At 43.3% G+C, this 23,322-nt stretch carries 25 protein-coding genes and 1 other annotated feature; of the genes, 20 read left to right on the top strand and 5 right to left on the bottom strand.

Features of this window, described 5'->3' with window-relative positions:
* The first annotated feature begins 49 nt into the window (after positions 1 to 49).
* From ACZ449_RS10090 to ACZ449_RS10075, 4 genes are read left to right on the top strand one after another with little or no spacing between them, the layout of a single operon-like run.
* Positions 50 to 1,345 (top strand): DUF2157 domain-containing protein, encoded by a 1,296-nt coding sequence (locus ACZ449_RS10090; RefSeq protein WP_464260899.1) that lies wholly within the window; start codon positions 50 to 52, stop codon positions 1,343 to 1,345.
* Positions 1,335 to 1,904 carry a GDYXXLXY domain-containing protein gene (locus ACZ449_RS10085; protein ID WP_464260898.1) on the top strand — a complete coding sequence of 190 codons (570 nt, stop codon included), beginning with the start codon at positions 1,335 to 1,337 and terminating at the stop codon, positions 1,902 to 1,904. The genes ACZ449_RS10090 and ACZ449_RS10085 overlap by 11 nt, the downstream gene beginning before the upstream one ends.
* Before the next feature lie 6 nt (positions 1,905 to 1,910).
* On the top strand, positions 1,911 to 2,168 hold the full coding sequence (locus tag ACZ449_RS10080) for a GIY-YIG nuclease family protein (protein WP_464260897.1): 258 nt from the start codon (positions 1,911 to 1,913) through the stop codon (positions 2,166 to 2,168).
* A 13-nt stretch (positions 2,169 to 2,181) separates the two neighbouring features.
* Positions 2,182 to 2,376: a YwbE family protein gene (locus ACZ449_RS10075; protein ID WP_464260896.1), complete on the top strand. Its 195-nt coding sequence runs from the start codon at positions 2,182 to 2,184 to the stop codon at positions 2,374 to 2,376.
* Between the two features lie 77 nt (positions 2,377 to 2,453).
* Here the strand turns inward: ACZ449_RS10075 and aroF (ACZ449_RS10070) are convergent, their stop codons facing one another.
* Entirely contained in the window at positions 2,454 to 3,467 is a 1,014-nt protein-coding gene (aroF, locus tag ACZ449_RS10070) for a 3-deoxy-7-phosphoheptulonate synthase (protein ID WP_464260895.1), read from the bottom strand.
* 583 nt (positions 3,468 to 4,050) lie between these two features.
* Here aroF (ACZ449_RS10070) and nth point away from each other — a divergent pair.
* Positions 4,051 to 4,689 (top strand): endonuclease III, encoded by a 639-nt coding sequence (gene nth, locus ACZ449_RS10065; RefSeq protein WP_464260894.1) that lies wholly within the window; start codon positions 4,051 to 4,053, stop codon positions 4,687 to 4,689.
* Positions 4,690 to 4,749: 60 nt separating this feature from the next.
* Entirely contained in the window at positions 4,750 to 5,205 is a 456-nt protein-coding gene (locus ACZ449_RS10060) for an N-acetyltransferase (RefSeq protein ID WP_464260893.1), read from the top strand.
* Positions 5,206 to 5,349: 144 nt separating this feature from the next.
* Here ACZ449_RS10060 and ACZ449_RS10055 read toward each other — a convergent pair whose 3' ends face one another.
* Entirely contained in the window at positions 5,350 to 6,015 is a 666-nt protein-coding gene (locus ACZ449_RS10055; protein ID WP_464260892.1) for a metal-dependent hydrolase, read from the bottom strand.
* A 150-nt stretch (positions 6,016 to 6,165) separates the two neighbouring features.
* On the opposite strand from ACZ449_RS10055, the gene moaA reads away from it, so the two are divergent.
* From moaA to ACZ449_RS10025, 6 genes are all read left to right on the top strand, one after another.
* Entirely contained in the window at positions 6,166 to 7,146 is a 981-nt protein-coding gene (moaA, locus tag ACZ449_RS10050; protein WP_464260891.1) for a GTP 3',8-cyclase MoaA, read from the top strand.
* A gap of 265 nt (positions 7,147 to 7,411) precedes the next feature.
* Positions 7,412 to 7,822, top strand: a complete 411-nt coding sequence (locus ACZ449_RS10045) for a hypothetical protein (RefSeq protein ID WP_464260890.1) — start codon at positions 7,412 to 7,414, stop codon at positions 7,820 to 7,822.
* Between the two features lie 438 nt (positions 7,823 to 8,260).
* Complete coding sequence (locus ACZ449_RS10040; protein WP_464260889.1) at positions 8,261 to 9,421, top strand: iron-containing alcohol dehydrogenase; 1,161 nt, start codon at positions 8,261 to 8,263, stop codon at positions 9,419 to 9,421.
* Between the two features lie 187 nt (positions 9,422 to 9,608).
* Positions 9,609 to 10,088, top strand: a complete 480-nt coding sequence (gene moaC / locus ACZ449_RS10035) for a cyclic pyranopterin monophosphate synthase MoaC (protein WP_464260888.1) — start codon at positions 9,609 to 9,611, stop codon at positions 10,086 to 10,088.
* A 3-nt stretch (positions 10,089 to 10,091) separates the two neighbouring features.
* A complete protein-coding gene (locus ACZ449_RS10030; protein ID WP_464260887.1) occupies positions 10,092 to 10,532 on the top strand; it encodes an MOSC domain-containing protein in 441 nt (146 codons plus the stop codon).
* On the top strand, positions 10,525 to 11,010 hold the full coding sequence (locus ACZ449_RS10025) for a MogA/MoaB family molybdenum cofactor biosynthesis protein (protein WP_464260886.1): 486 nt from the start codon (positions 10,525 to 10,527) through the stop codon (positions 11,008 to 11,010). Before ACZ449_RS10030 ends, ACZ449_RS10025 begins: the two co-directional genes overlap by 8 nt.
* 26 nt (positions 11,011 to 11,036) lie before the next feature.
* On the opposite strand, the gene uvsE is transcribed toward ACZ449_RS10025, so the two are convergent.
* Positions 11,037 to 11,990 carry a UV DNA damage repair endonuclease UvsE gene (gene uvsE, locus ACZ449_RS10020; protein ID WP_464260885.1) on the bottom strand — a complete coding sequence of 318 codons (954 nt, stop codon included), beginning with the start codon at positions 11,988 to 11,990 and terminating at the stop codon, positions 11,037 to 11,039.
* A 152-nt stretch (positions 11,991 to 12,142) separates the two neighbouring features.
* Between uvsE and ACZ449_RS10015 the strand changes: the two genes are divergently transcribed.
* From ACZ449_RS10015 to ACZ449_RS10000, 4 genes are all read left to right on the top strand, one after another.
* On the top strand, positions 12,143 to 13,819 hold the full coding sequence (locus ACZ449_RS10015; RefSeq protein WP_464260884.1) for a putative manganese-dependent inorganic diphosphatase: 1,677 nt from the start codon (positions 12,143 to 12,145) through the stop codon (positions 13,817 to 13,819).
* A 76-nt stretch (positions 13,820 to 13,895) separates the two neighbouring features.
* Positions 13,896 to 14,180, top strand: coding sequence for a TIGR03905 family TSCPD domain-containing protein (locus tag ACZ449_RS10010; protein WP_464260883.1), 285 nt, complete (start codon positions 13,896 to 13,898; stop codon positions 14,178 to 14,180).
* A gap of 23 nt (positions 14,181 to 14,203) precedes the next feature.
* Positions 14,204 to 14,448, top strand: a binding site (T-box leader).
* A 48-nt stretch (positions 14,449 to 14,496) separates the two neighbouring features.
* Complete coding sequence (gene aroF / locus ACZ449_RS10005; RefSeq protein ID WP_464260882.1) at positions 14,497 to 15,513, top strand: 3-deoxy-7-phosphoheptulonate synthase; 1,017 nt, start codon at positions 14,497 to 14,499, stop codon at positions 15,511 to 15,513.
* Positions 15,510 to 16,418, top strand: a complete 909-nt coding sequence (locus ACZ449_RS10000; protein ID WP_464260881.1) for a prephenate dehydrogenase — start codon at positions 15,510 to 15,512, stop codon at positions 16,416 to 16,418. Before aroF (ACZ449_RS10005) ends, ACZ449_RS10000 begins: the two co-directional genes overlap by 4 nt.
* Here the strand turns inward: ACZ449_RS10000 and ACZ449_RS09995 are convergent.
* Entirely contained in the window at positions 16,387 to 18,003 is a 1,617-nt protein-coding gene (locus ACZ449_RS09995) for an SGNH/GDSL hydrolase family protein (protein WP_464260880.1), read from the bottom strand. The two genes, ACZ449_RS10000 and ACZ449_RS09995, sit on opposite strands and share 32 nt — an antisense overlap.
* Positions 18,004 to 18,127: 124 nt before the next feature.
* On the opposite strand from ACZ449_RS09995, the gene ACZ449_RS09990 reads away from it, so the two are divergent.
* Positions 18,128 to 18,766, top strand: coding sequence for a DedA family protein (locus ACZ449_RS09990; RefSeq protein WP_464260879.1), 639 nt, complete (start codon positions 18,128 to 18,130; stop codon positions 18,764 to 18,766).
* Positions 18,767 to 18,815: 49 nt separating this feature from the next.
* The gene (locus ACZ449_RS09985) at positions 18,816 to 20,459 is read left to right on the top strand and encodes a putative polysaccharide biosynthesis protein (protein ID WP_464260878.1); all 1,644 of its coding nucleotides are present in this window, start codon (positions 18,816 to 18,818) and stop codon (positions 20,457 to 20,459) included.
* Positions 20,460 to 20,626: 167 nt separating this feature from the next.
* Here the strand turns inward: ACZ449_RS09985 and ACZ449_RS09980 are convergent, their stop codons facing one another.
* Positions 20,627 to 21,724 (bottom strand): PRK06851 family protein, encoded by a 1,098-nt coding sequence (locus ACZ449_RS09980; protein ID WP_464260877.1) that lies wholly within the window; start codon positions 21,722 to 21,724, stop codon positions 20,627 to 20,629.
* Positions 21,725 to 21,882: 158 nt separating this feature from the next.
* On the opposite strand from ACZ449_RS09980, the gene ACZ449_RS09975 reads away from it, so the two are divergent.
* Complete coding sequence (locus ACZ449_RS09975) at positions 21,883 to 22,797, top strand: DMT family transporter (RefSeq protein ID WP_464260876.1); 915 nt, start codon at positions 21,883 to 21,885, stop codon at positions 22,795 to 22,797.
* Positions 22,798 to 22,811: 14 nt separating this feature from the next.
* The gene (trmL, locus tag ACZ449_RS09970; protein ID WP_464260875.1) at positions 22,812 to 23,270 is read left to right on the top strand and encodes a tRNA (uridine(34)/cytosine(34)/5-carboxymethylaminomethyluridine(34)-2'-O)-methyltransferase TrmL; all 459 of its coding nucleotides are present in this window, start codon (positions 22,812 to 22,814) and stop codon (positions 23,268 to 23,270) included.
* Positions 23,271 to 23,322 lie beyond the last annotated feature (52 nt).

Raw genomic sequence — 23,322 nt, 5'->3', positions numbered from 1 at the left:
AAGTACCCTATCGCGAAAGCTTTAATTCTATTAATTAGGAGAACTGCCGATGAACAAAAAAGCAGTAATATGGCTATACCAGCAATTGCCGGAACTTGTTGCTAAAGGCGTTATTCCGCCAGAAAGCGCGGATAAATTAAAAGAACATTATGGGGCTGCAACTGACAACACCGGTACCAGAACCGTTCTATTGATCTTTGGCGTAATTGGTGCTCTCTTGATAGGTCTTGGGATTGTTCTGATTTTAGCCCATAATTGGGCGCAACTAACTAGGCTGCACCGTCTTATGATCGCGGTCGGGCTACTTGTAACTGCGCAAATTATTGCAGGCAGTGTGCTGTGGTTTAGACAAAGCAGTTTGGTATGGCGCGAGGCGGCGGCAACTTTGCTTATGTTGATGGTCGGCGCCTCTCTGACATTGGTGGGGCAGACCTACCACCTAGTGGAAGATACGGATGCTTTTCTGCTCAGCTGGATGTTATTATCATTGCCTTTGCTGTATCTGATGAATTCCGCAGCAGTAGCAGTACTGTATTTTGTAGGAATAACTGTTTGGAGTGGCGGCCATTATGGTCTAAGCAAGCAATTTATTTGGGTATTATTCGGTTTGGCATTGCCCTATTATCGAGACCTGCTTGCGAATAGCCGTCAAACCAATACTACAGGCATTTTATCCTGGGTTATAACTATCTGTTTTTATTTTGCTTTTGGAACAGCATTCTCGAATTATCTGGACCGACTAGGGCTGCTCATATATAGTGCGCTATTTGCCATAACCTATCTGATTGGTGTATTATGGTTTAATCAGGAAGAATCGAGCTGGCGCCTGCCGTTTAAAACGGTAGGCCTAACAGGGAGTATCGGATTAACCTTTATCCTAACCTTTAAGGATGTCTGGAGCCATTTGGCGTCAGGCTGGCGCGCCGAACCTCTGCTGGCTTATGGGCTGACAGCTGTGCTATTGAGCTTGGTGATTGTTGGTAATATGTTGTTACGCAACCGAAGCGCGCAGGGTATCAGGCCTTTTTTGCTGATACCTGGTGTAATCAGTGCCTCCTATTTAGTTCTGTTTTATGATATCAGTGGTACTGGCGCAACTATTATTTTAAATGGTTACATGCTATGGCTAAGTGTTAGTATTATAACCAACGGAGTGCGTAACCAACGCATTGGCGTTGTAAATCTGGGTATGATGACGATTGTAGCGCTAATTGTTGCCCGTTTTTTTGATATTGATGTAAGCTTTGTCGTGCGCGGCATAGTATTTGTCTTAGTAGGTCTAGGTTTTCTTGCGGCTAATATCGTTTTACTGCGCCGCAAAGCGGGGTGGCAGAATGAAAAATAAAAAATGGCTGTTTGGCTTATTTATTACTGTCGCTGTGCTTCAGGTAGCTATGCCGCTCTATATGGCCTGGCGCTGGGAGGACGTATTGCAGACCGGTCGTCAGTTTTACTGGCAAACGGCTCCGGTCGATCCTTATGATGCCTTTAAGGGCCGGTATGTTGAACTGCGGTTTAAGGAAAATAGCGCTCCGATTAACGATAATACCGACTTGAATGCAGGACAGATGGTATATGCTAGTATTGATGAGAATATGGAGGGTAAAGCCTATATCAGCGGAGTGAGTACAACTTGTCCGGAAACAGGTTACTATGTGAAAGCTAAAGCTTATGGCAATGGGCAAAATATGGTACATGTCAGCTTGCCATTTACGCGTTATTATTTACCTGAAGAACTGGCACCTGCGGCTGAAGCTGCTTATCGCGAAAGTGCAGGTAAACAAACAAGCGTAGCAGTTGTTCGTATTAAGGACGGTTATGGAGTTATTGAGCAGTTGTATATCGGTGATAAGACATTACTAGAATTTTTGCAGCAATCGCCGCAGGGGTTAGTGGGAAGGTAGTTATGCATGCCATATACATATATTGTTCAATGTGCTGACAGTACGTATTACACCGGTTGGACGACCAATCTGGAAACAAGGCTGGCAGCTCATAATAGTGGCAGCGGTGCCCGCTATACCCGCGGCCGTCTGCCTGTTGCGCTGGTATACTATGAGTACTACGCTACAGAGAGCTTGGCCCGTAAACGCGAATATGCGATAAAACGCCTTAGCCGCCAAAACAAGGAAGAAATGGTAAAAGCCTTTACTAATAAACAAGAATGAGGAGAATACAGTAATGGACGGAACACAACGGAAAAATATTACCCCAGGTGCGAAAGTGAAAATTGTGCAAAAACCGCACCAGCGGACAGGACAGTTAACTGAAGGGATAGTCAAAGATATTTTGACAAGCAGCGCTGTACATCATCGGGGCATCAAAGTTCGGTTAACCGATGGCACGGTTGGACGGGTTCAAGAAGTTATTAAATAGTGACTTATAGGTCACTAACTTTACGGCATATACAAAAAACGAGCTAAGTCCTATAGGGTGGGACTTAGCTCGTTTTTCTAAACAGTGCGATTATCAATGCGGGCAATTTCCCGCAGGGAGTTCATAAGTGCGGCAAACCGCTCTGGTTTTATAGACTGCTGGCCGTCGCATTTGGCATTGCTTGGATCTTGGTGAACTTCGATGATGACCCCATCAGCGCCTACAGCTACAGCGGCCTTGGACAAAGCTTCCACCATCCACCACAGTCCAGCTGCGTGGCTGGGGTCAACAATGACTGGCAAGTGACTGAGTTTTTTGATGGCCAGTACTGCGCTGAGGTCAAGAGTATTACGGGTATAGGTTTCAAAGGTTCGGATGCCGCGTTCGCATAAGATTACATTTTCGTTACCACCAGCCATAATATACTCGGCAGACATTAAAAGTTCTTCGATGGTGGCGCTTAGTCCTCGTTTGAGCAGGATGGGTTTAGTAAGCTGCCCAGCTGCTTTCAAAAGATCAAAATTTTGCATATTACGTGCACCGATTTGAATTACATCAATATCTTCGTGATATTGTTCTAATTGAGTTATCGACATAATTTCGGTGACAATTGGTAGACCAGTCGCTTGCTTGGCCTGTTTTAACAGCTCAAGTCCTTCTTCCTGCATACCCTGAAAGCTATACGGTGAAGAACGGGGTTTGAAAGCACCGCCGCGCAGAAAGCCAGCTCCAGCAGCTTTAACATCATGTGCGATACCGACAATCTGTTCGCGACTTTCAACAGAGCAGGGGCCGGCAATAATGGCTAGTTGGTTGCCGCCAATTGTTTGCGAACCAACGTTAATCACGGTATTTTCGGGATGAAAGGTACGATTGGCCTTTTTGTAAGGCTCTTGAACAGAAAGTACTTTTTCAACATACGGTTTACTTAGCAAATAGTCGCGGTCAAGCTTACCCGTATCGCCTACAATACCCAAAATCGTCTGGAATTGGCCATAAGTAGGCCAAACACTGCAACCGTAATTTTCTAACTCCTGCTTTAGCTTTTCGATTTGCTCGGCTGCAGCCGAAGCGTTTAGTACAATAATCATAAATAGCGCCTCCTGTAATTTTGTAGTTTATAAGAAAAGACTTGGCTTGTGCCAAGTCCGTTAGGACGCTGGCAGAAGTCTTAGTCGTTCAATCCAGGGAAAGGTTAACCTCTCCCTCTGGAAAATAAAAAAACCTAAGACTCAATGAGCCTTAGGTTTTGCTTTCGCAGCTTTAGATTGTTGTTAAGGACTCATAGGCAAATTGCCGTATTAAGTTGTTCCATCGAAAAAGGCCTGCGCCAAAGAAGTTGGCCCAAGCAAAAAAGAAAAAGTATTGTTTTGTATATAAATTAATATTGTTTTTCATAATAAAATCACCTAATATCTAATTTTTTTAAATTATGTATTCATTATAGCAGATGATAAAGCGATGTCAAGTTGTTTTGCAATATGAAGAGAAATTAATGTTGTTGTAATTAGTATAGTATAAAAACGATACAAGTGCGTACTGGTAATGAACTCGACAAGAAAGCTAGCGCCTTTCAGTGTTGGGTAAGGTGATACCGGAAACAAATTGACGCAGCTGTTATTTACTTATATACTTTACATTAACGCAATAATTTTTCAGAATTGAGGTGTAGCTGTGCGTATTACTAAGGCCATTAAGCAGCAAATGCTAGAATTATTGGAACAACATTATAAAAATGCTACCACCGCACTGCAATATTCAACGCCATTCGAACTTTTGATTGCTGTAATTCTATCCGCACAATGCACTGATACTAGAGTGAACATCATAACCGCGCGAATGTTTCCCCATCACAATACGCCAGAAAAAATTCTGGAACTTGGCCAGACCAACTTGGAGAAAGAAATTCGGGATTGTGGTCTTTTTCGCAGTAAAGCGAAAAATATTCTAGCTACTTGTGAAGTTTTGTGCCGGGAATATGATGGACAAATTCCGGATACGTTTGATGAACTAATTAAATTACCAGGGGTTGGCCGCAAAACGGCTAATGTCGTAGTAAGTCAATTATTTGGCGTTCCGGCAATTGCTGTCGATACCCATGTATTTCGCGTGGCCAATCGTCTGAAACTGGCAATTGGTGAGACGCCGCTTGCGGTAGAACAGGGACTAATGCGGACGATACCCAAGGAAAATTGGAGCGATGCCCATCATTGGTTAATCTGGCATGGTCGCAAGGTTTGTAAAGCAACTAACCCGACCTGTAGTGTTTGTCCACTTAGTCATCTATGCCCGAGTAGTAAAATTTTAATCTAATATAATATTGTATAAATATTATATTAGATGTATAATAATACAGATGTTGGGGGAATGAATATGATTTTTCGAAAAGCTAAATTTAGTGATGTGGAAGATATTCTTAAATTAATTAATGACTATGCCGAACAGGGACTTATGCTGGCACGGGCGCGCAATACTTTGTATGAAGGTCTGCGGGAATTTATTTTGGCTGTAGAAGACGACGGACAAATTGTTGGTATTGCCGCATTGCATTTGGTATGGGATGAACTGGGCGAGATTCGGGCATTGGCTGTTCATCCTAGTAAGATAAAGACCGGTGTGGGGAGTAAAATTGTAGAGATATTGACAGACGAAGCAAGAGAACTTGGTGTCCAAACCTTGTTTGCGTTAACCTACCAGCCCGGTTTTTTTGCCAAATTGGATTTCGAAGAAGTACCAAAAGAGAGCGTACCCCATAAGATGTGGAAAGAATGTATTAATTGTCCTAAGTTTCCTAATTGTGATGAGATTGCCATGGTTAAAAAATTATAAAGAAAACACGGCTTGCGCCGAGCCTTTGGCGAAAGCGGAAGCCGATGTTGCCCTTATCCTGTTCTTAAGAAAGTTATACTTTCTGTTAGGGTAAAATAAAAGCGTCCTTGTCAGGGAATTTTTTTTTTGACAAGGACGCTTTTTTCACAATGTAATACTTTGCCCGGGGTTCATAATGTGTACAGGTATATGAAGTGCCTCCACTTTTTTCTTGAAAGCTTCTGGGGATTGGGCGATAAGCGGCCAGGTGTTATAGTGCATTGGGATTACCGCTGCCGGGTTGAGCATTTTTACTGCTTCAACGGCATCCTCTGGCCCCATGGTGTAATTATCACCAATTGGCAAAAGGGCATAGTCGATTTTTTCCAGACGGCCTAAGAGCGCCATATCGCCAAAGAGAGCGGTATCACCGGCAAAGTAGATATTCTTACCAAAAAAGTTAACAATAAATCCAGCTGCATGCCCTCCCGGAATGCCAGCGCCATGAAAAGCAGGAGTGACTCGGACATAGCCAAAATCAAAGCTGCGTTTACCGCCTAAATGCATGCTTATATTGACACAGTCCTGCTGGCCAACTAGTGCAGCAATCTCGGATGTGGTAATTACAGTGGCACTGCTATGTTTGGCGATTGCAATTGTGTCGCCCAAATGGTCGCTATGCCCATGACTGACAAGTATGTAGTTACAGCGAATTTCCGACGCTTTAGCTGGATTAACGGGATTACCAGTGAAATAGGGGTCAAACAGTAATATTATATTTTTATGGGTTAAACTAAAACAAGAATGGCCATAAAATGTTAGCGTATTCACAACACACCTCCCTAATATAGTATTTTTCCATTTTAACTATAAAAAACCTGCTGTTACAAGAAAAATTTGAAAATATTGATTTCAGCGGAAGGTTAATTGAGTATAATGAAGAATTTTGTTAGATAAGTAACTAGTAAAGGCGTGATTGCTATGAATGATAGTTATAACCGACAAATCCAATATTTGCGGGTTTCTGTGACTGATCGTTGTAATTTTCGCTGCGTTTATTGTATGCCGACACAGGGCGTAAAACACCTTAGCCATAACGAAATTTTATCATATGAAGAATTTCTACGAATTATAAAAATTCTTAGCAAGCATGGAGTTAATAAAATCCGTTTGACTGGTGGCGAACCGCTTGTTCGCAAAGGTATTGTCCAATTTATCCGTGACATTACCGCATTACAATCTATCACCGATTTGTCAATGACGACGAACGGCAGTCTGTTGGCAGCTATGGCTGAGCAGTTAAAAGCTGCTGGTTTGACCCGCGTCAATATTAGCCTTGATACTATTAATCCAAAACGATTTCGCCAAATTACTCGCAGAGGTGAGCTTGCCCAGACACTACAAGGGATTGACGCCGCTTTGGCGGTGGGGCTGACGCCGGTAAAGCTGAATATCGTACTTACTAATATGATTACCGAACAGGATATTGCTTATTTTGTTGATTTTGTGCACCATAAACCGGTATCTATCAGATTTATCGAGTACATGCCAATAGGCGAAAGCCAAACTACCCCAGGGCCTAGTATTGAAGAGATTAAGACCATGATTAATGGTTTCGGACGAGGAATATTAACGCCAACTTTGGATATTTTCGGCAATGGTCCAGCAAAATACTATGATTTGCCACAGGCCAAAGGAACATTTGGGTTCATTACCCCAATCTCTGACCATTTTTGTGGTGTATGCAACCGGATCCGCTTAACGGCTGACGGAAAGTTTAAGCCGTGTCTATTGTCTAATCAGGAGATTGATGTTAAGACTGCTCTGCGTAATGGTGCCAGTGATGATGAAATTTCCAAGCTGTTTTATCATACGATTGCCAAAAAGCCACAAAGTCACACCCTGACAAACACCGATGAACCTACTGAGTTTTTTCGAAGAATGTCACAAATTGGTGGATGAATTTAAAAATGGTTATACCAATAAGAAAAGACTTGGCTTGTGCCAAGTCCCTCAGGACGCGGGAAGAAGCCTTAGTCGTTCTTATGTCACCAGAATTTAATTATAAATTCTGGTAGACTAAAAAAATGGTGATAAAATAGCTCAGCAAAGGCTTAACTTCTCCGAAAATAAGAAGTTAAGTCTTTGCTATTTTGATTTTAGTAATTTTTTCTGATATTATGATAGTCGACTGCTACAATTATTAATAAATAGAGGTGCAAATGTTTTGAAAGAATCCGTTTCCCGTATCCCTACGCTGCATACTTTTGAAAATCCAATTCGTTCTGTTGCCTGGGCTAACCATTGTATCTGGGTAGAACAAGTAAACAAGAAGTTGGAAGATGATTTTGAATGTGCGATGTATTATGAGCCATATTCAAATCTTGTATATCCAGACACGGTTGACGCCATTTTTGTGGAAATTAGTGTCAACCAAAAAAAATATCATGTTTCAGGATTTGCAGTAGTTCCCGATGAAGAACGTGAAGAAATTAAAATTAATGAAGGGTATACAGAGTATAATACTGCTAAACAGGTGGCAGTTCATTGGTTGCTGGAAGCCCGTAAGTTTATTAATTCACAATATAAGCATACAAAGTTGTCATATTTGTGTAATGAGCATGTAACGCCAAGATGACATCTTTGTTACACATTGTATTCTCATCTAGTCTGTATTGTCGTTGCGATTATGCGGACTAGATTTTTTTTTGCATGGAAAAAGGTCCCAAAACAAGCCATTATCAGTATTGTTATAATTTTCTCATAAAAAAGGACTAAACTTGGAATGAAAGTTGCAATACAATAGTTCGTGATTGGTTATAGGAATAAATTTTGCGTTTTACCACTGGTTGCCGTTCACTTCAACACGGTTTAGCATGGACCGGGAACTTGCCGGAAAATTCGTAGTAGAAGGAGCGTAGCGATCTTGGAGCAAAAGGAAAACCTAGCACAATATAGCTGAATATTTAAAAAACAGGGGGTGGATTTGCTAGTATACTCTTGAATGTTCATGATGGCCCCGGTTTCGTGAATTAATTTTACAAAAATAAATTAATGAACAAGGAGGCAATTTATTATGACAAAAAAATCTTATGGGTATTTTATGCCACCAGTAACTATTATGGGTGTTGAGTGTCTTGAGGACATAGCTGATTATATAAAACCTATGGGCTTTAAAAAGGCACTGATAGTTAGTGATAAGGTTCTTGTACAAATCAAACTTATCAAAAAACTAACTGATGTACTTGATAAAATTAACGTAGGGTATGCTATTTTTGATGGTGCTCAGCCTAACCCAACCGTTGGTAATGTCAATGATGGCTTGAAAATTCTTAAAGAGAATCAATGTGATTTCGTGGTATCTTTCGGTGGTGGTTCGCCACATGACTGCGCGAAAGGAATTGCTCTTGTTGCCGCTAACGGTGGCAAGATTGAAGACTACGAGGGTCTAAATAAATCTGCTAAACCTCAATTGCCGCTAATTGCTGTTAATACGACTTCAGGCACTGCTAGCCAAATGACCCGGTTCTGCATTATTACTGATGAAACCCGCCACGTTAAAATGGCGATTGTTGACTGGCACACCACTGCTGTTATCGCAGTTGATGATGCTGATCTGATGGTTGCTATGCCACCTTCGCTTACTGCCGCTACCGGTATGGACGCATTGACTCATGCGGTAGAAGCTTATGTTTCCACAATTGCTACCCCTGTTACCGACTGTGCTGCTCTCAAAGCGATTGAATTGGTAGCTGGTTACTTAAAGAAAGCTGTTGACAACGGTAATGACATGGAAGCCAGAGAGATGATGACCTATGCCGAGTATCTTGCCGGCATTGCCTTTAATAATGCCAGCCTAGGCTATGTACATGCAATGGCTCATCAACTTGGTGGATTCTATGATTTGCCTCATGGTGTTTGTAATGCTGTCCTCCTGCCCTGTGTTTCAGATTATAATGCGAAAGTTGTTCCTGAAAGATTTGCTGAAATCGCCAAAGTCATGGGTAAAGATGTTGCTGGGTTATCTGCCGAAAAAGCAGCAGCAGTGGCAATTGCCGCTATTCGGGAACTTTCTGCCAGCATCGGAATTCCTGCTGGTCTAAAAGAACTTAGGGGATTTAAAGAAAGTGATATCCCGACTCTTGCTACCAATGCGCTGAAAGATGTTTGCGGCCTTAGTAATCCGAAACAAGCCAGCCAAGAAGAAATTGAAGGTATCTATAAAGCAGCTATTTAATAAAATAATACTAAGTAATAGAAGAGGTACTAAAGCACTTTTAGTACCTCTTCTTTATGTGTTCGCAGCAGACTAACTCTTTTGAGTTCACTAAAATTCAAACAAGTTATCATAAGTATTGCAGGAAATAGTAAAGAATGGACAGAATATAGAAATAATATATACTATTTGAATGGTGGAGGCAGTCATGGAGGAATTAACGCATTTTAATCACGCTGGGAAGGCACGCATGGTTGATGTAACTGTCAAAGATGAGACTAAACGGGAAGCGGTGGCTGAAGGCCGGATTACTATGAAACCAGCTACTCTTGCACTGGTCAAACAAGGTGCTATGGGTAAAGGTGATGTTTTAGGAGTAGCTCAAGTAGCTGGGATAATGGGTGCAAAGCAGACTTGGAATTTAATTCCCATGTGTCACCCGCTGTTACTTACAGGTGTTAACCTTGAATTTACCATTGAAGACGCAGTGAATGCTATCGATATCAAGGCAGTAGTTAAAACTACCGGTAAGACCGGCGTGGAAATGGAAGCATTGACTGCCGTGTCAGTTGCAGCCTTGACCATCTATGATATGTGCAAAGCGGTAGATAAGGCGATGACTATAGAATATGTCCAACTACGATCCAAGTCAGGCGGTAAAAGCGGTAATTTTGTCAGGGAGGGTTAACTAATGCAAGGGAAAATTATAGCTGTTTGTACTAGTAAAAACAAAGGCGAGCGCAAAAAAAATGTTGGTGAGGCCAACCTTTTAGTAGGACTTGGTTTGGAAGGCGATGGCCATGCTGGGTTTAAACATCGTCAGGTCAGTCTATTAGCATTAGAGAGCATTGAAAAGATGCGCCAGAAAGGTCTTGATGTTCATCCTGGGGACTTTGCTGAAAACTTAACTACTGAGGGACTTAATCTGCCTTCTTTGCCTATTGGCACGAAATTAAAGATTGGTGAGGTACTAATGGAAGTCAGTCAAATCGGTAAAGAATGTCATAAACCCTGCAGTATCTATTATCAGGCTGGTGACTGCGTTATGCCTAAGGAAGGCATATTTGCTATCGTAGTCACTGGTGGACGGGTGGCTAATGGCGATACCCTTGAGGTGATCGAAAATGTATAGTATTGGTATTATCACAGCCAGTGATAAGGGCTCACGCGGTGAACGCGAGGATTTGAGCGGCAAGGCTATTGCGGAGATGCTGGCAGAACTCGGCGAGGTCAAGCATTATGTAATTGTTCCGGATGAGCGTGAGGCGCTCAGTCAAGCTATGCTTAACATGGCTGACAATTTAAAGATAGATATCATACTCACAACCGGCGGCACCGGGCTCGGTCCACGGGATGTAACACCGGAAGCTACCTTAGCGGTAATTGACAGACAAGTTCCTGGTATTCCGGAAGTTATGCGGGCTAAATCGTTGGAAAAAACTTCACGGGCCATGTTGTCGCGGGCAGTAGCAGGGTTACGTGGCAAAACACTCATTATCAATCTTCCCGGCAGTCCTAAAGGCGTGCGTGAGTGCTTGGAAGCTATTTTGCCAGCTTTGGACCACGGCTTAGCCATTATGAAGGGGGAAGCTGGCGAATGTGCCAGATAACAATAGTAATAGATAGCTTACATGAATCATAGTTCAATTACTGCTTGTTCTATTCGCTTAATGCCAGGTATCTTTTCGAGATCATTCATGAGCTTGAAGAGTGCCTGGTCTTTATTTTTTGCTTCGATCATGACATCAAAGTCTTGTCGTTGCTCTTTGGCCGCGGTGAGAAAAGGAAGAAAGTCAGGCAGCGCGATAATATCGGCATGACTGCGAAACTCTGTGACACTTTTGGGACTGGACAAATGAATCTTCGGAACAGAGTTTTTCCATGTCTTGATAATAGCGGGCCATAAGTCAGCTAAGTTTTCGCCAGTATTGTTACAAGCGTGATGGTGAACATCAAGCACCATGGGGCAGCCAACTGTTTGGCATAGCTTGAGAACATCGACAGCAGTGTAGATTTTATCGTCGTTTTCCAGCATAAGTCTAAAGCGTATACGTTCAGGCAATTGGTTAAATTGGGTGATAAATCGAGCGATTGCGGTTGGTTTTTCCTTATATAGTCCGCCGACATGGATAACTAGTTGTGGTTCAGCAGGCAAAGTCATAGCTTCCAGCATAGTAACATGGTAATTAAGGTCATGGATGGCGGCTGTCAGCACTTCGGTTTTGGGACTGTTTAGCAAGGTATAGTGGTCAGGATGCGCACTTACTCGCAGCTTGTAGTTTTTAATGTAGCGGCCAATTTCCTGCCATTCAGCCGCGAATTCATCAGGATAGCTCCAACCAGCAGCAATAGGATGGGTAGCCAGTGGTACTAGTTTTGAGGTGAAACGATAAAGGTAAATATCATGAGCAACATTATAACGGAGAATGCGCAGGGTAGTAGTGATGTTTTGGTGAGTTAAGCGGCGTAATCGGTTAATGCGTTCTTGGGGAGCGGCGATTTTCTCCAGGTTTTTTACTGTAACGGTTTTATTAGGTGAACCTTCGGCAAGGTTCAGGGCAATGGCAACATAACCAAACCTTACGCGCATGATGATTACCTCTTTTTATAAAATTTGTATATAGAAACACAAAGTTCATAATTATATTATAATGCAAATGGTTATAGGTTACTCGAAAAAAGGGGTACAGATAGTTAGCTGTTTAAAGCAGGGGTTAATAAATAGGTTAGCGAATAAACTATATGAAAAAAATTCAAAAGATTATAGGGCGAGGAGTTGAGATAAGTTTGTCCAAACCTATTTACATAATTGGGCATCGTAATCCTGATACGGATTCCATTTGCTCAGCTATTGCCTATGCACATTTAAAAACGGCCTTGGGTGCGCATGTAGTTCCGGCGCGTGCGGGGAAGATCAATGCAGAAACAAAATATGTGTTAGACGTTTTTGACGTGCAAGCGCCACAACTTATTCTAGATGTATATCCCCGGGCTAAAGATGTAATGCATGAAAGTATCATTACTATTCATCCCTGGAATACCTTGAGGAAGCTTGGTCAGCTTATTCAAGTTCATAATGTGAAGTCCATTCCTGTTGTAGAGAATGATGGCACGTTAGTAGGAATAGTCACCGTTAGTGATTTAGCCGAACGCTATGTCAGTGAATTGGGTATGCAGGATTTACGGGAAACGGGTGTTAACTATGCGGGAATTTTACGCTGCCTTAATGGCACACTTGTATGTGGTGGGGAATTATCGCGCAGAATTGAAGGCAGTGTAAAAATTGCCGCTTCCCGTACCGAGACAATGGCTAAAGTTATTAAACCTGGTGATATCGTTTTAGTAGGCAATCGTACCAAGATTCAACTGGCATGCATTGAGGTTGGTGTTTCCTGTCTGATAGTCACAGGTGATTTCGAGGTGGCGCCTGAGGTGGAAACTGCAGCCCAGGTGGCAGGCACCTACATCATCAGAGCACCGCAGGATACCTATACCTGTGGACGATTAATCAACCAGAGCATTCCGGTGTGGAATGTCATGAAAACTGATGTTGCTTCCTTTAAACCTGATGATATGGTATCAGATATAAAAAATAGTATTATTCGTACAGGTTATCGTAATTACCCCGTTGTCCAGGCAGGCAAGCTAGTTGGGCTTATTAACAGGGACAGACTGATTATGCCTGAGCGTGATCAGATTATTTTGGTTGACCATAATGAACGATCACAAGCAGTAAATGGCATAGAAGAAGCTAAAATTGTTGAAATCGTTGATCATCACCGGCTGGGCGGATTAGAGACCAGTGAACCGATCTTTATTAGGCATGAGCCAGTTGGTTCGACAGCCACTATTGTGGCCAATATGTACTGGCATCGTAATGTAGCAATACCTAAGCCGATTGCCGGCCTATTGCTAGCTGCCATTATCTCTGATACTGTTCTCTTTAAATCACCTACAGCAACCGAAAAAGACTGTGATACGGCCAATAAACTAGCCCAAATGGTGGGAATTACTATTCAAGATTTTGGTATGTCTATGCTAAAAGCTGGTTCAGTTATTGATAAGCTGACACCAGGTGATATTGTTGCTACCGATCTAAAGGAATTTCAGATCGGCGAATATTATGTTGCTATTAGTCAAATCTCTGTCATGGACCCGAAAGGTGTGCTATTGCAACAAAATCAACTAGAAACGGCTTTACAGGCTATTTGCAATAAAGAGCAATATAATATGGCAATATTGCTAATTACAGGCATAGTAGATGAGGCAACATACCTATTGCACTACGGGCAGCCAGCAGGACTGATAGCTGCTGCATTTGGTAAAGGCCAGCCAGATGGTACCTGGTATTTGCCAGGAGTTATGTCACGTAAAAAACAAGTTGTACCACCATTGATTGACGCTGTTCGCCGGTTGTAAAAATAGTACTGTCACGCCAACTGTTGTATGTTATAATGTTTCCATAATACATATACAGGAAGGAATGTGGCTCAATATGACTACTTATGTGCCTAGCGGTGTGTGTGCAACCAAGATTGAGTTTTTGGTCGAAGACAATATCGTCAAGAAAATCCAGTTTCAATCAGGCTGCTCTGGGAACCTGCAGGGCGTAAGCCGATTGGCAGAAGGAATGAAGGTTGAAGAGGTTATTAGTAAATTAAAAGGGATAAAATGTGGTGATAAAGCGACCTCTTGTCCTGACCAATTAGCTCAAGCATTAACGCAGTTACCGAAAAATCAATTATATAATGAGGCTGTTGACAGAGTTTTTGTTGTGTGATATAGTCATTCTCAACAGCATATATAAATGCAATGAACAGGATAAGTAAATTGGCAACGCTATTATCAGAGAGCCGGGGGTTGGTGTGACCCGGTAGGCGTGCTTATTGAAATACACCTGTGAGCAGCAGGTCGAACGGATTCCAAGTAGACCTTGCCGGATGCCACCGTTATCAGAGGCTAGGGTATCGGAATGATCCTGTACCTAAAAAAAGTGGCTTGCTATATAGCAAGCAGGGTGGTACCGCGAGTAAAGTCTCGTCCCTGTCAGGGGATGAGGCTTTTTTATTTTTCGAAAATTTTAGGAGGCGATAGCTATGATTATTGTAATGAGTCCAACAGCTACTCAAAAAGAGATTGACAATGTGATTGCCCGGGTAACGGGTGCGGGACTAAGAGTTCATTTGTCAGAAGGAAAACTACGCACAATTATTGGTTTGATTGGTGAGAAAAAACTTATGGCCCAGCTGCCCTTAGAGGCTATGTCTGGTGTGGAGAAAGCGATATCTGTTACTGCTGGTTATAAGCTGGTTAGCCGGGAAGTTAAGAGCGAAGATACGGTGATAGACATTGGCGGTGTACTAGTTGGCGGTACTAATCTGGTAGTGATGGCAGGTCCTTGTGCAGTGGAGAGTAGAGAGCAACTGTTGGAATCAGCTAAGATTGTCAAAGAAGCTGGCGCTCAGTTTTTACGTGGGGGCGCCTATAAGCCACGGACGTCACCTTATTCTTTTCAGGGGCTTGAAGAAAAAGGGTTGGAAATGCTGGCAGAGGCCCGGGATGTGACTGGACTAAAGATAGTTACAGAGGTTGTTGATATCCAATCTGTATCAGTGGTAAGTGCTTATGCCGATGTATTGCAAATCGGGGCACGCAATATGCAAAACTTTCAACTGCTAAAGGCGGTAGGGAAAAGCGGCATGCCAGTACTGTTAAAGCGTGGTATGTCGGCAACCATCAATGAATGGTTACATGCGGCCGAGTATATATTGAGCGAAGGCAATTTTAATGTTATGTTTTGCGAACGCGGTATCCGGACTTTTGAGAATTATACCCGTAACACATTGGATTTGAGTGCGGTAGCAGCACTTAAAGAGTTAAGCCATTTGCCGGTGATTGTTGATCCCAGTCATGGTACTGGCGTGTGGAAATTGGTTAAACCCATGGCAAAGGCCGCGGTGGCGGGCGGAGCTGACGGTTTGATGATTGAGGTTCATCCTAACCCGGCAGAAGCATTGTCTGATGGCAGTCAGTCGCTGACTCCTGCTAACTTCCAGACCCTGATGAGTGAAGTGGGCGCCATTGCTGCAGCTGTTGGCAGGAAGATGGCATGAAGCCAGCTATCAAGCGGATTGCCATCGTCGGTATGGGTTTAATTGGTGGTTCGCTCGGTTTAGCGATCAAAGCATCCCAAGGCTCCAGCGTTGAGGTTACTGGTATTGACACAAACGAGCTCTCACTATTGAAAGCCAAACAACGCGGCGCTGCTGACCTTATTACTGGTGATTATCAAAGCGGTCTAGGTAATGCTGATATGGTTTTTTTGTGTACGCCAGTGTTACAAATAGCAGCACTAATAAAAAAAATAGCACCCCATTTAAAACAAGGCGCTATTTTGACAGACACAGGTAGTACTAAAACCTATCTTATGGAACAAATAATGGCAGTATTACCGCATGGTGTTTATTATGTTCCCGGTCACCCTATGGCAGGACGTGAACAAAGCGGCATCGAAGCCGCTGCGGATACACTTTTTTTTGATAAGTGGTATATACTTATTCCTGGCAGGGAGGCGGATTCCCCAGCGGTGGAAGCAGTACGTCAAGTAATTAACTGGACCGGGGCCAGAGTCACTGAAATGAAGGCTGACGAGCATGATTGGTGTACGGCCTTAATCAGTCACGTACCGCATATTGGCGCAGCCGCGCTAGTAAACCTACTCACATATTCGCAAGACCAGGAAAATAGTATAAAGCTGGCAGGTGGTGGGTTTCGGGATACAACGAGAATTGCCTCTTCCAATGCTGATATGTGGGCTGATATTTGTATGACAAATGCTGGACCGATTGCCGACAGTTTGGATAAATTCAGTCAAATTATCAGCCAAGTAGCTGATGCGGTTCGCCAAGGAGACAGAGGCAGTATTCATGCATTCTTTACTAGTGCCAAACAGCGGCGGGATGAGTTATTACTGTTGGAACAGGCTGCTAGCGAACAACCCTTGTCCAATGAGCATTGATAATTTGTGCGATAAGTTTCTTGCCCTCAATATCAGGGTGTAAGCCATCTATAGCCAAATGATCCGGAAGCTCCCGGGTACTGCCAAGCAGGTGAGGTTCAAGGTCAATAAAGTAACGCTGTTGACGGATGAATTGGTTGACTGTATCAAACTCTTCCCGCCAATTGTCTACTGTTTCTTCATTAAAAACATCATTAATTGCGTCTGGGTTCACTGGTGGTAAAGTTAAAAAAATGGGACGGATGCCTTTTGTCAGACATTTGTCGCGAATACCAGTAAGTTCAGTTATGACTTGGGTGGCAGGAACACCGCCGCGCAAACTGTTGGTACCGCCCAGAATAAGTAGATATTTTGGCTTGAACGGCAACACATCTTGATCAAATCTAGCTAACATAGTTGCCGTAGTATCACCACTTTTGCCAAGATTGACGACTGGAAAATTAAGATAGGTCTGATAATTGTAATCAAAATCAGCAGGAGAGTAGGAGATTCCGCCGCCACCATGGGTAATACTATCACCAAAGGTGGCGGCGTAGTTGCCACGGCTCAAGTCAACACTAAACTCAACGGCGTCCGAATAGCCACCGACTGGATTGCCGATAGCGTCAATGCCGCGTACCCGCCAATAGTATTTTCCGGGAGTAATACGAGGCTCCTCGTCATAACAGTCATTTAAGCCTGTTATTATTTTGCTCCAAATACGGTAACTGGAGGGTTCAACACCACCCGGGTTCTCTGGTGGTTGACTGGTAAGCTCGATCTCATGGCTTGAAGCGCCGAGTACTGGTATCCAAGCATAAGCTGGGTAAAGCGGTGTTGGCAAGTTAGTAGGTTTATGATCATTAGTCAGCGGTTTGGTTACGGGAATAATATCGCGATCAATCCAGACCTCTGTGGCATCAGAAAAAACGCCTAAGGGGTTACCACGGTTATTTAGTGCGCGGACCCGCCAGAAGATGTGATTGCTTTCATACCAGGATAGATCAACATTATAGCCATTGGTAAACACTTCGCGGGTTAAGCGCACCTGCTTGTCAGACGAAAAAATATCGTTAGGGTTTTCAGGTTGTTCTGTTAATAATTCAAGCTCATAGTATACCGCGCCTGGTACTACTGTCCAGGTGAGCATTGGCCGGATAGATGCGGGAGCGCTGGTTGGGTAGAAAGAGGTAGGTTCCGGCTTAACCTTGCCAAAATCAGCGACCGTTCCACTAATGGTTTGTGTTAAGTTGATATAATCAGAGTATTTACCCAAGGGTTGATGAAATATAGTTTGGGCAGATACCCGCCAGTAGGTGCGAAACGGGAAATTTTCATCAATAGGCAGTTGATTTTTCCAAGTGCGATAACTAGCAATCCGCTCTGTATCAGTCGCTCGCTTAGCGTCGTCGGCAGGAGGAATACTCAAAGCTTCTACCTCATAATAAGCAAGATAAGGTACACGTTGCCATTGTAAAATATACTCGTTGGACATATGGTTAATCTCTAACTGTGGTTTGAAACTAGTGAGACCGACAGCTTCAGAGACCTCTAAGACATAAAGCATGGAAATCGTTAGGAACATAATAATAAATATTCTTTTCAAGTTTACACCTGCCGAATCCTAGTAAAATCATATTTATATATTACCACATTTTATTAGTAATACAAACTTTGCGTAAAGCCGCTATTTTTTTTGAATAGCGGCTTTTGCAGTTTGCTAGTAAAGCATGGTAGAATATGAAGCGAAGGAGGCGATTGTCGCGGAACAATTTTTTCAAATTGTAGTAGATTATATTGCACTTTGGGGTTATACCGGGATTGCTATCGGTATGGCGCTAGAAAGTGCGTGCATACCTGTACCTAGTGAACTCATTTTTGGTTTTGCAGGATATCTGGTCTATCTTGGCAGGCTGGATTTTACCATGAGTGTTGTTGCTGGGGTGACAGGCGGACTGATAGGCTCGATTGCTGCCTATCTGGTAGGGTTTTATGGTGGACAACCTTTTGTTACAAAGTATGGGAAATACCTGTTCTTATCTAAAAAACATGTTGACACTGCTCAAAAGTGGTTTGACCGCTATGGACTGAAGGCAACTTTTTTTAGCCGACTGTTACCTGTTGTCCGTACGTTTATTTCGCTCCCTGCTGGGTTTGCCAAAGTGAATTTGGGTAAATTTATACTCTACACCTTGTTAGGTTCCATTCCTTGGACAGTAACTTTAATTTATGCGGGCCAAGTGCTGGGCGAAAATTGGCGAAAGTTGAATTCTATGGGCCATGAGGCTAGTCTGGTAGTTGTTGCTATGCTTGTAGCTGCTGCGGGATATTACTTCTGGAAGAACCGGACACAGTCTGACCAAAATTAGCATAATAGGCTGAATGCTGATTTTGAGGAAGGGATGAATAGCTCAGGATATGAAGCAACAAGACGAAACGAAACGTAAACCTAACCGTCTTCTTCAAGGTACGCTTGTGTTGACAGTTGCAGGCATTGTTGTGAAAGTTATTGGTTCGCTCAACTGGATTATTCTGTCACGCGTGTTGGGTGGGGAGGGAATCGGCCTCTATCAAATGGCCTTTCCTATCTATTTGTTAGCTCTTAGTCTGTCAACTGCCGGTATTCCGGTGGCAATTTCTATTATTACTGCCGAAAAGATAGCTTATCAAGATTATCGGGGAGCTAACCGGGTTTTTTACCTATCTTTGGCTATGCTCACAGTGACCGGAATTGCTCTAAGCACGCTAGTTTACTTTGGTGCCGGTTGGCTGATTGAATATCGGGTTATTCGTGATCCCAGAGCATATTATGCATTACTGGCATTATCACCGGCTATTTTTTTAGTTACGTTACTCTCTAGTTTTCGTGGTTATCTTCAGGGATGGCAAAATATGACTCCCACTGCTGTGTCCCAAATTGTGGAACAGTTATTTCGCGTGGGAACCATGTTACTATTTGCAATTTGGCTGCTACCCCGAGGTATTGAATATGCTGCCGGTGGTGCAAGTATGGGCGCGGGTGCCGGAGCGGCAGCTGGACTCTGTGTGTTACTTTATTACTACTGGCGGTTGCGGATTAAATGCAAGCAAGGATGCCAGTCAGAACCAATAAAGCAGAAACCGGAAGCTCCAGGCAGTATTGTGCGGCGGATTGCAGTGTTGGCATTGCCAGTCTCATTAGCTAGTATTATGCTGCCGCTGGTGGCTAATTTAGATCTTTTGATTGTGCCTGTCCGGCTGGAAGCAGCCGGGTATACTGTTGAGCGTGCTACCGAGTTATTTGGTTATTTGACAGGTATGGGGGTGCCGTTAGTTAATCTTGCTACAATTATTACAGCGGCGTTGGCAACCAGCATTGTACCTGCTGTGTCTGAAGCTAAGGCGCTGGGAAATATGGGGCAAATTCGTGAACGAGCGGCCTCAGCTATGCGACTTACCAATATTGTGACAATTCCCGCTGTTGCCGGACTGTGGGTACTGGGAACACCGATTGCTGCCTTTATATATCATGCACCCCAGGCTGGGGAGGTAGTGAAGGTACTTTCTTTTGGTGTGTACCTGTTAGGTATTCATCAGGTAACAACCGGGGTTTTACAGGGAATGGGTTATACCGTTTTGCCGGTAATCAACATGGGCATTGCGGCTGCAGTTAAAGTCTTGTTAAATTGGAATCTAACGGCTATACCGAGTCTAGGGATACAGGGGGCTGGTTGGGCGACTAATGCCGATATTGGTGTTGCAGCGTTGCTAAATTTATATTTTGTAATTAAATACACAGGCTTTTGCATGGATTGGCAGGGGCTGTGGAAAAGTGTCTTTGCTGCCATTATTATGGGAGCAAGTATTGATGTTATCTATCAATTTACGGTCAAAGGCGGGGTTAGTGATGCTGTCGCAACATTTGGGGTTATGTGCTTAGCGGCTATTATTTATGGTGCTGTTTTGCTTTTGCTTGGTGGAGTTACCGAGCGCGATATCAGCAGAATGCCGTTTTTTGGATCCTGGTTATCCCGCCTTTTAACGCGGTTAGGACTGCTAAGAGATTCCAGTGTGATAAGATAAGACTTGTCTTGTGCCAAGTCCTTTAGGACGGCCGAATTGCTGTGCCATCCATGGCGCAATCGGCACTAGCGCCATCCGGGCGCGTCGCTGGCAGAAGCCTTAGTCGTTCAATCCAGGGAAAGTTATACTTTCCATCTGGATAAAATAGCCACGAGATTTTAAGCAGTTTATTGTTTTGACGTATAGCCGACTATTCGTGCCAAAGTTCTTACTCTGAGCGTATCGACACCGGCAAAATTAATATTGGGTATATAGTACGTCTCAAGTTCATCATGGAGTTTCTTAGCTTCATGGATATAAGCACCTGCTTTACCAAAAAGTTCCCAGAACGTGCTGCGATCATAATTGGTTACAGGCTCTAGTCGGAAGACAATGTCTGTATCAAGACAATCATTCATATCAATAACCGCCGTAGCGTTGTTAAAGCTTTGGTTGTGCGGCGGAGTTGAAGTTATGATGGCTGTGTCCAAGGCAGGAATAAGGATATGTTCTAGTTTAAGCGGGTCAAGAGGGCAATAAAAGGTTTCAATATCTAGCCCCTTGGCTATGGCTGTATCAGCAACCTTGGCTAGCAAGGTTGCTTTGCCTGTACCCGGTAAACCTGTTATAATATAATGTTTGGCGAGACCAGCACTAAGAGAGTCAATATAATTTACCGGGCCAAGCGGTGTAATGGCAGAGGCAAACAGTTTCCGGTTTTTTCCGTACCCGACAGTGGTTATGCCACTAAAAATTGATTCTATAATACTTGCGGCTTTTTGGTTGGCTAGGTTGTAATTCATGGCTTCACAACTGGCGGCTTCCCAATCGTCATAGATGGCTTTGGCAGCTTTGAGCATCCGATAAGCGCGTTGAAAGCGCGTACTGATTTCTTTGGTATAGGCTACTATTTCGGTTTTCTTATGGACCATCTTGGCCTCGTTCCAATATTCGCCAAGATTGAGGATTTCATCAACACAGCCAGGGTGTTTAGGGTCGACAATATGGGGAGAGGTGCCGTCAATCAAGGCAACCCCGAGCACAGGTATGACCAATCCGTCTAGGGAATGTGGGTCACTTGAGCAATGGTGGTGTTCGACGTCATAACCATGTTCGATAAGAGTTTGCCCAATTTTTTTCATGAAAGTGGATTTGCCGACACCCGGGCCACCTTTTAGCAAGAAAATTCTTGTTGCATCAAGGGGTATTACATAATCATAATAAGAGAAAAAGCCTTGGGGGGTATTGCCGCCAGGGAACATGTGTCTGATTTTTCCTTCAGCCATTTTTTATCCTCCCTTTTGTTTGTAGTGTTACCATTGGCATTCCTCTACAATGTATGAGTTGCGCTGCGTGAGTATATCAAAAATTAGCAGCCAGGGGTAGGACTTTTGCTTTTGGTGTAGAATAAATTTTACTTTGAACTTTTTACCAAGGAGCTGTCATGCGCACAGAAGTATATGGATATGTTGCCGTTATTGCCGCGGCCTGTATGTGGGGAATTGGTGGCTCGGCGGCAAAAGCACTGTTTAACCAAAATATTACCCCCTTTCTACTGGTAAAGATTCGTTTGACTTTGGCATTTTTATTAATGCTAATAGGACTCTTCTGCTACAATAGACGTCTGCTTGTTATCCCTCGCCGGGAGATTGCTTATTTCGCTCTGCTGGGTACCGGAGGTATGGCACTGCTGCAATTTTTATATTTTTATACTATTAGCCTTACGAATGTAGCTACCGCTGTTTTTTTGCAGTATTTAGCGCCTGTATTTATGGCTCTCTATTCCGTTATTTTCGAAAAAGAACGATTAGGTGTCAGGCGTGGTGTGGCCATTGCTTTGGCAACGTTAGGCGGGCTATTAATTATGCTTAATGCTGGCGGCGAGGTTTCGATTAGTGCGTTAGGGCTTACGAGCGGATTATTAGCGGCGGTGGCTATGGCATTTAACACAATATACAGCCGGCGGGCGGTACGCAAGTACCATCCACTGACTGCTATAACCTATTCTTTTGGTTTTGCTGGCTTATTTTGGTGGCTGGTATCTCCGGAAACCTGGGTACAGGGGACAATTAATGCTGAAAACTGGTGGCTTTTTGCTTATATTGCCATATGTTCGACGGTGCTTCCTTTTCTGTTATATTTTTATGGCATACGCTTCTTATCGCCGACCAATGTAGGAATTACCGCTTGTTTGGAACCAGTAATTGCTGCTATTACTGCTTATTTGGTTTTGGATGAAGTCATGGGCTTGCTGCAAATGCTGGGAGGGTTGCTTGTGGTTCTGGCTGTTATTGTGCTGCAAACTAGTAACGAGCAAGAAACCCGGCCGGTAACTGCGAAAGAGGCAGATATTGTATAATTGGAGTGATTTTGATGCATATTGTACTGGTAGAACCGGAGATTCCCGGCAATACAGGTAACATTGCAAGACTATGTGCAGCCACTGGCTGTGAACTACATTTGGTAAAACCATTAGGATTTTCCATTGAAGACCGCTATTTAAAACGTGCCGGGCTTGACTATTGGCATTTAGTCAAAGTGCATGTGCACGAAAATTTTGCTGAAGTAGTGCGGCTATATCAAGGTCACAATTTTTATTTTAACACTACCAAGGCTAGTAAACGCCATAGTGATATCACCTATCAACATGATGATATGCTGGTATTTGGCAAAGAAACTGCAGGGTTACCACAGGAACTGCTTACTGCCAATCCGGACAACTGTATTCGCATCCCCATGATTGAAGATGCCAGATCACTTAATCTGTCAAATGCAGTAGCTGTCGTAGTGTATGAAGCATTTAGGCAACAGGAGTTTCCAGGACTGAGATAAGATAAGACTAGCTTGTGCCAAGTCCCTTAGGACGACGGCAGAAGCCTTAGTC

It is taken from the genome of Desulfosporomusa polytropa, assembly GCF_055380075.1.
Note: the sequence above shows the minus strand (reverse complement) of the source record. Positions and strands in the feature narration are given on the sequence as shown.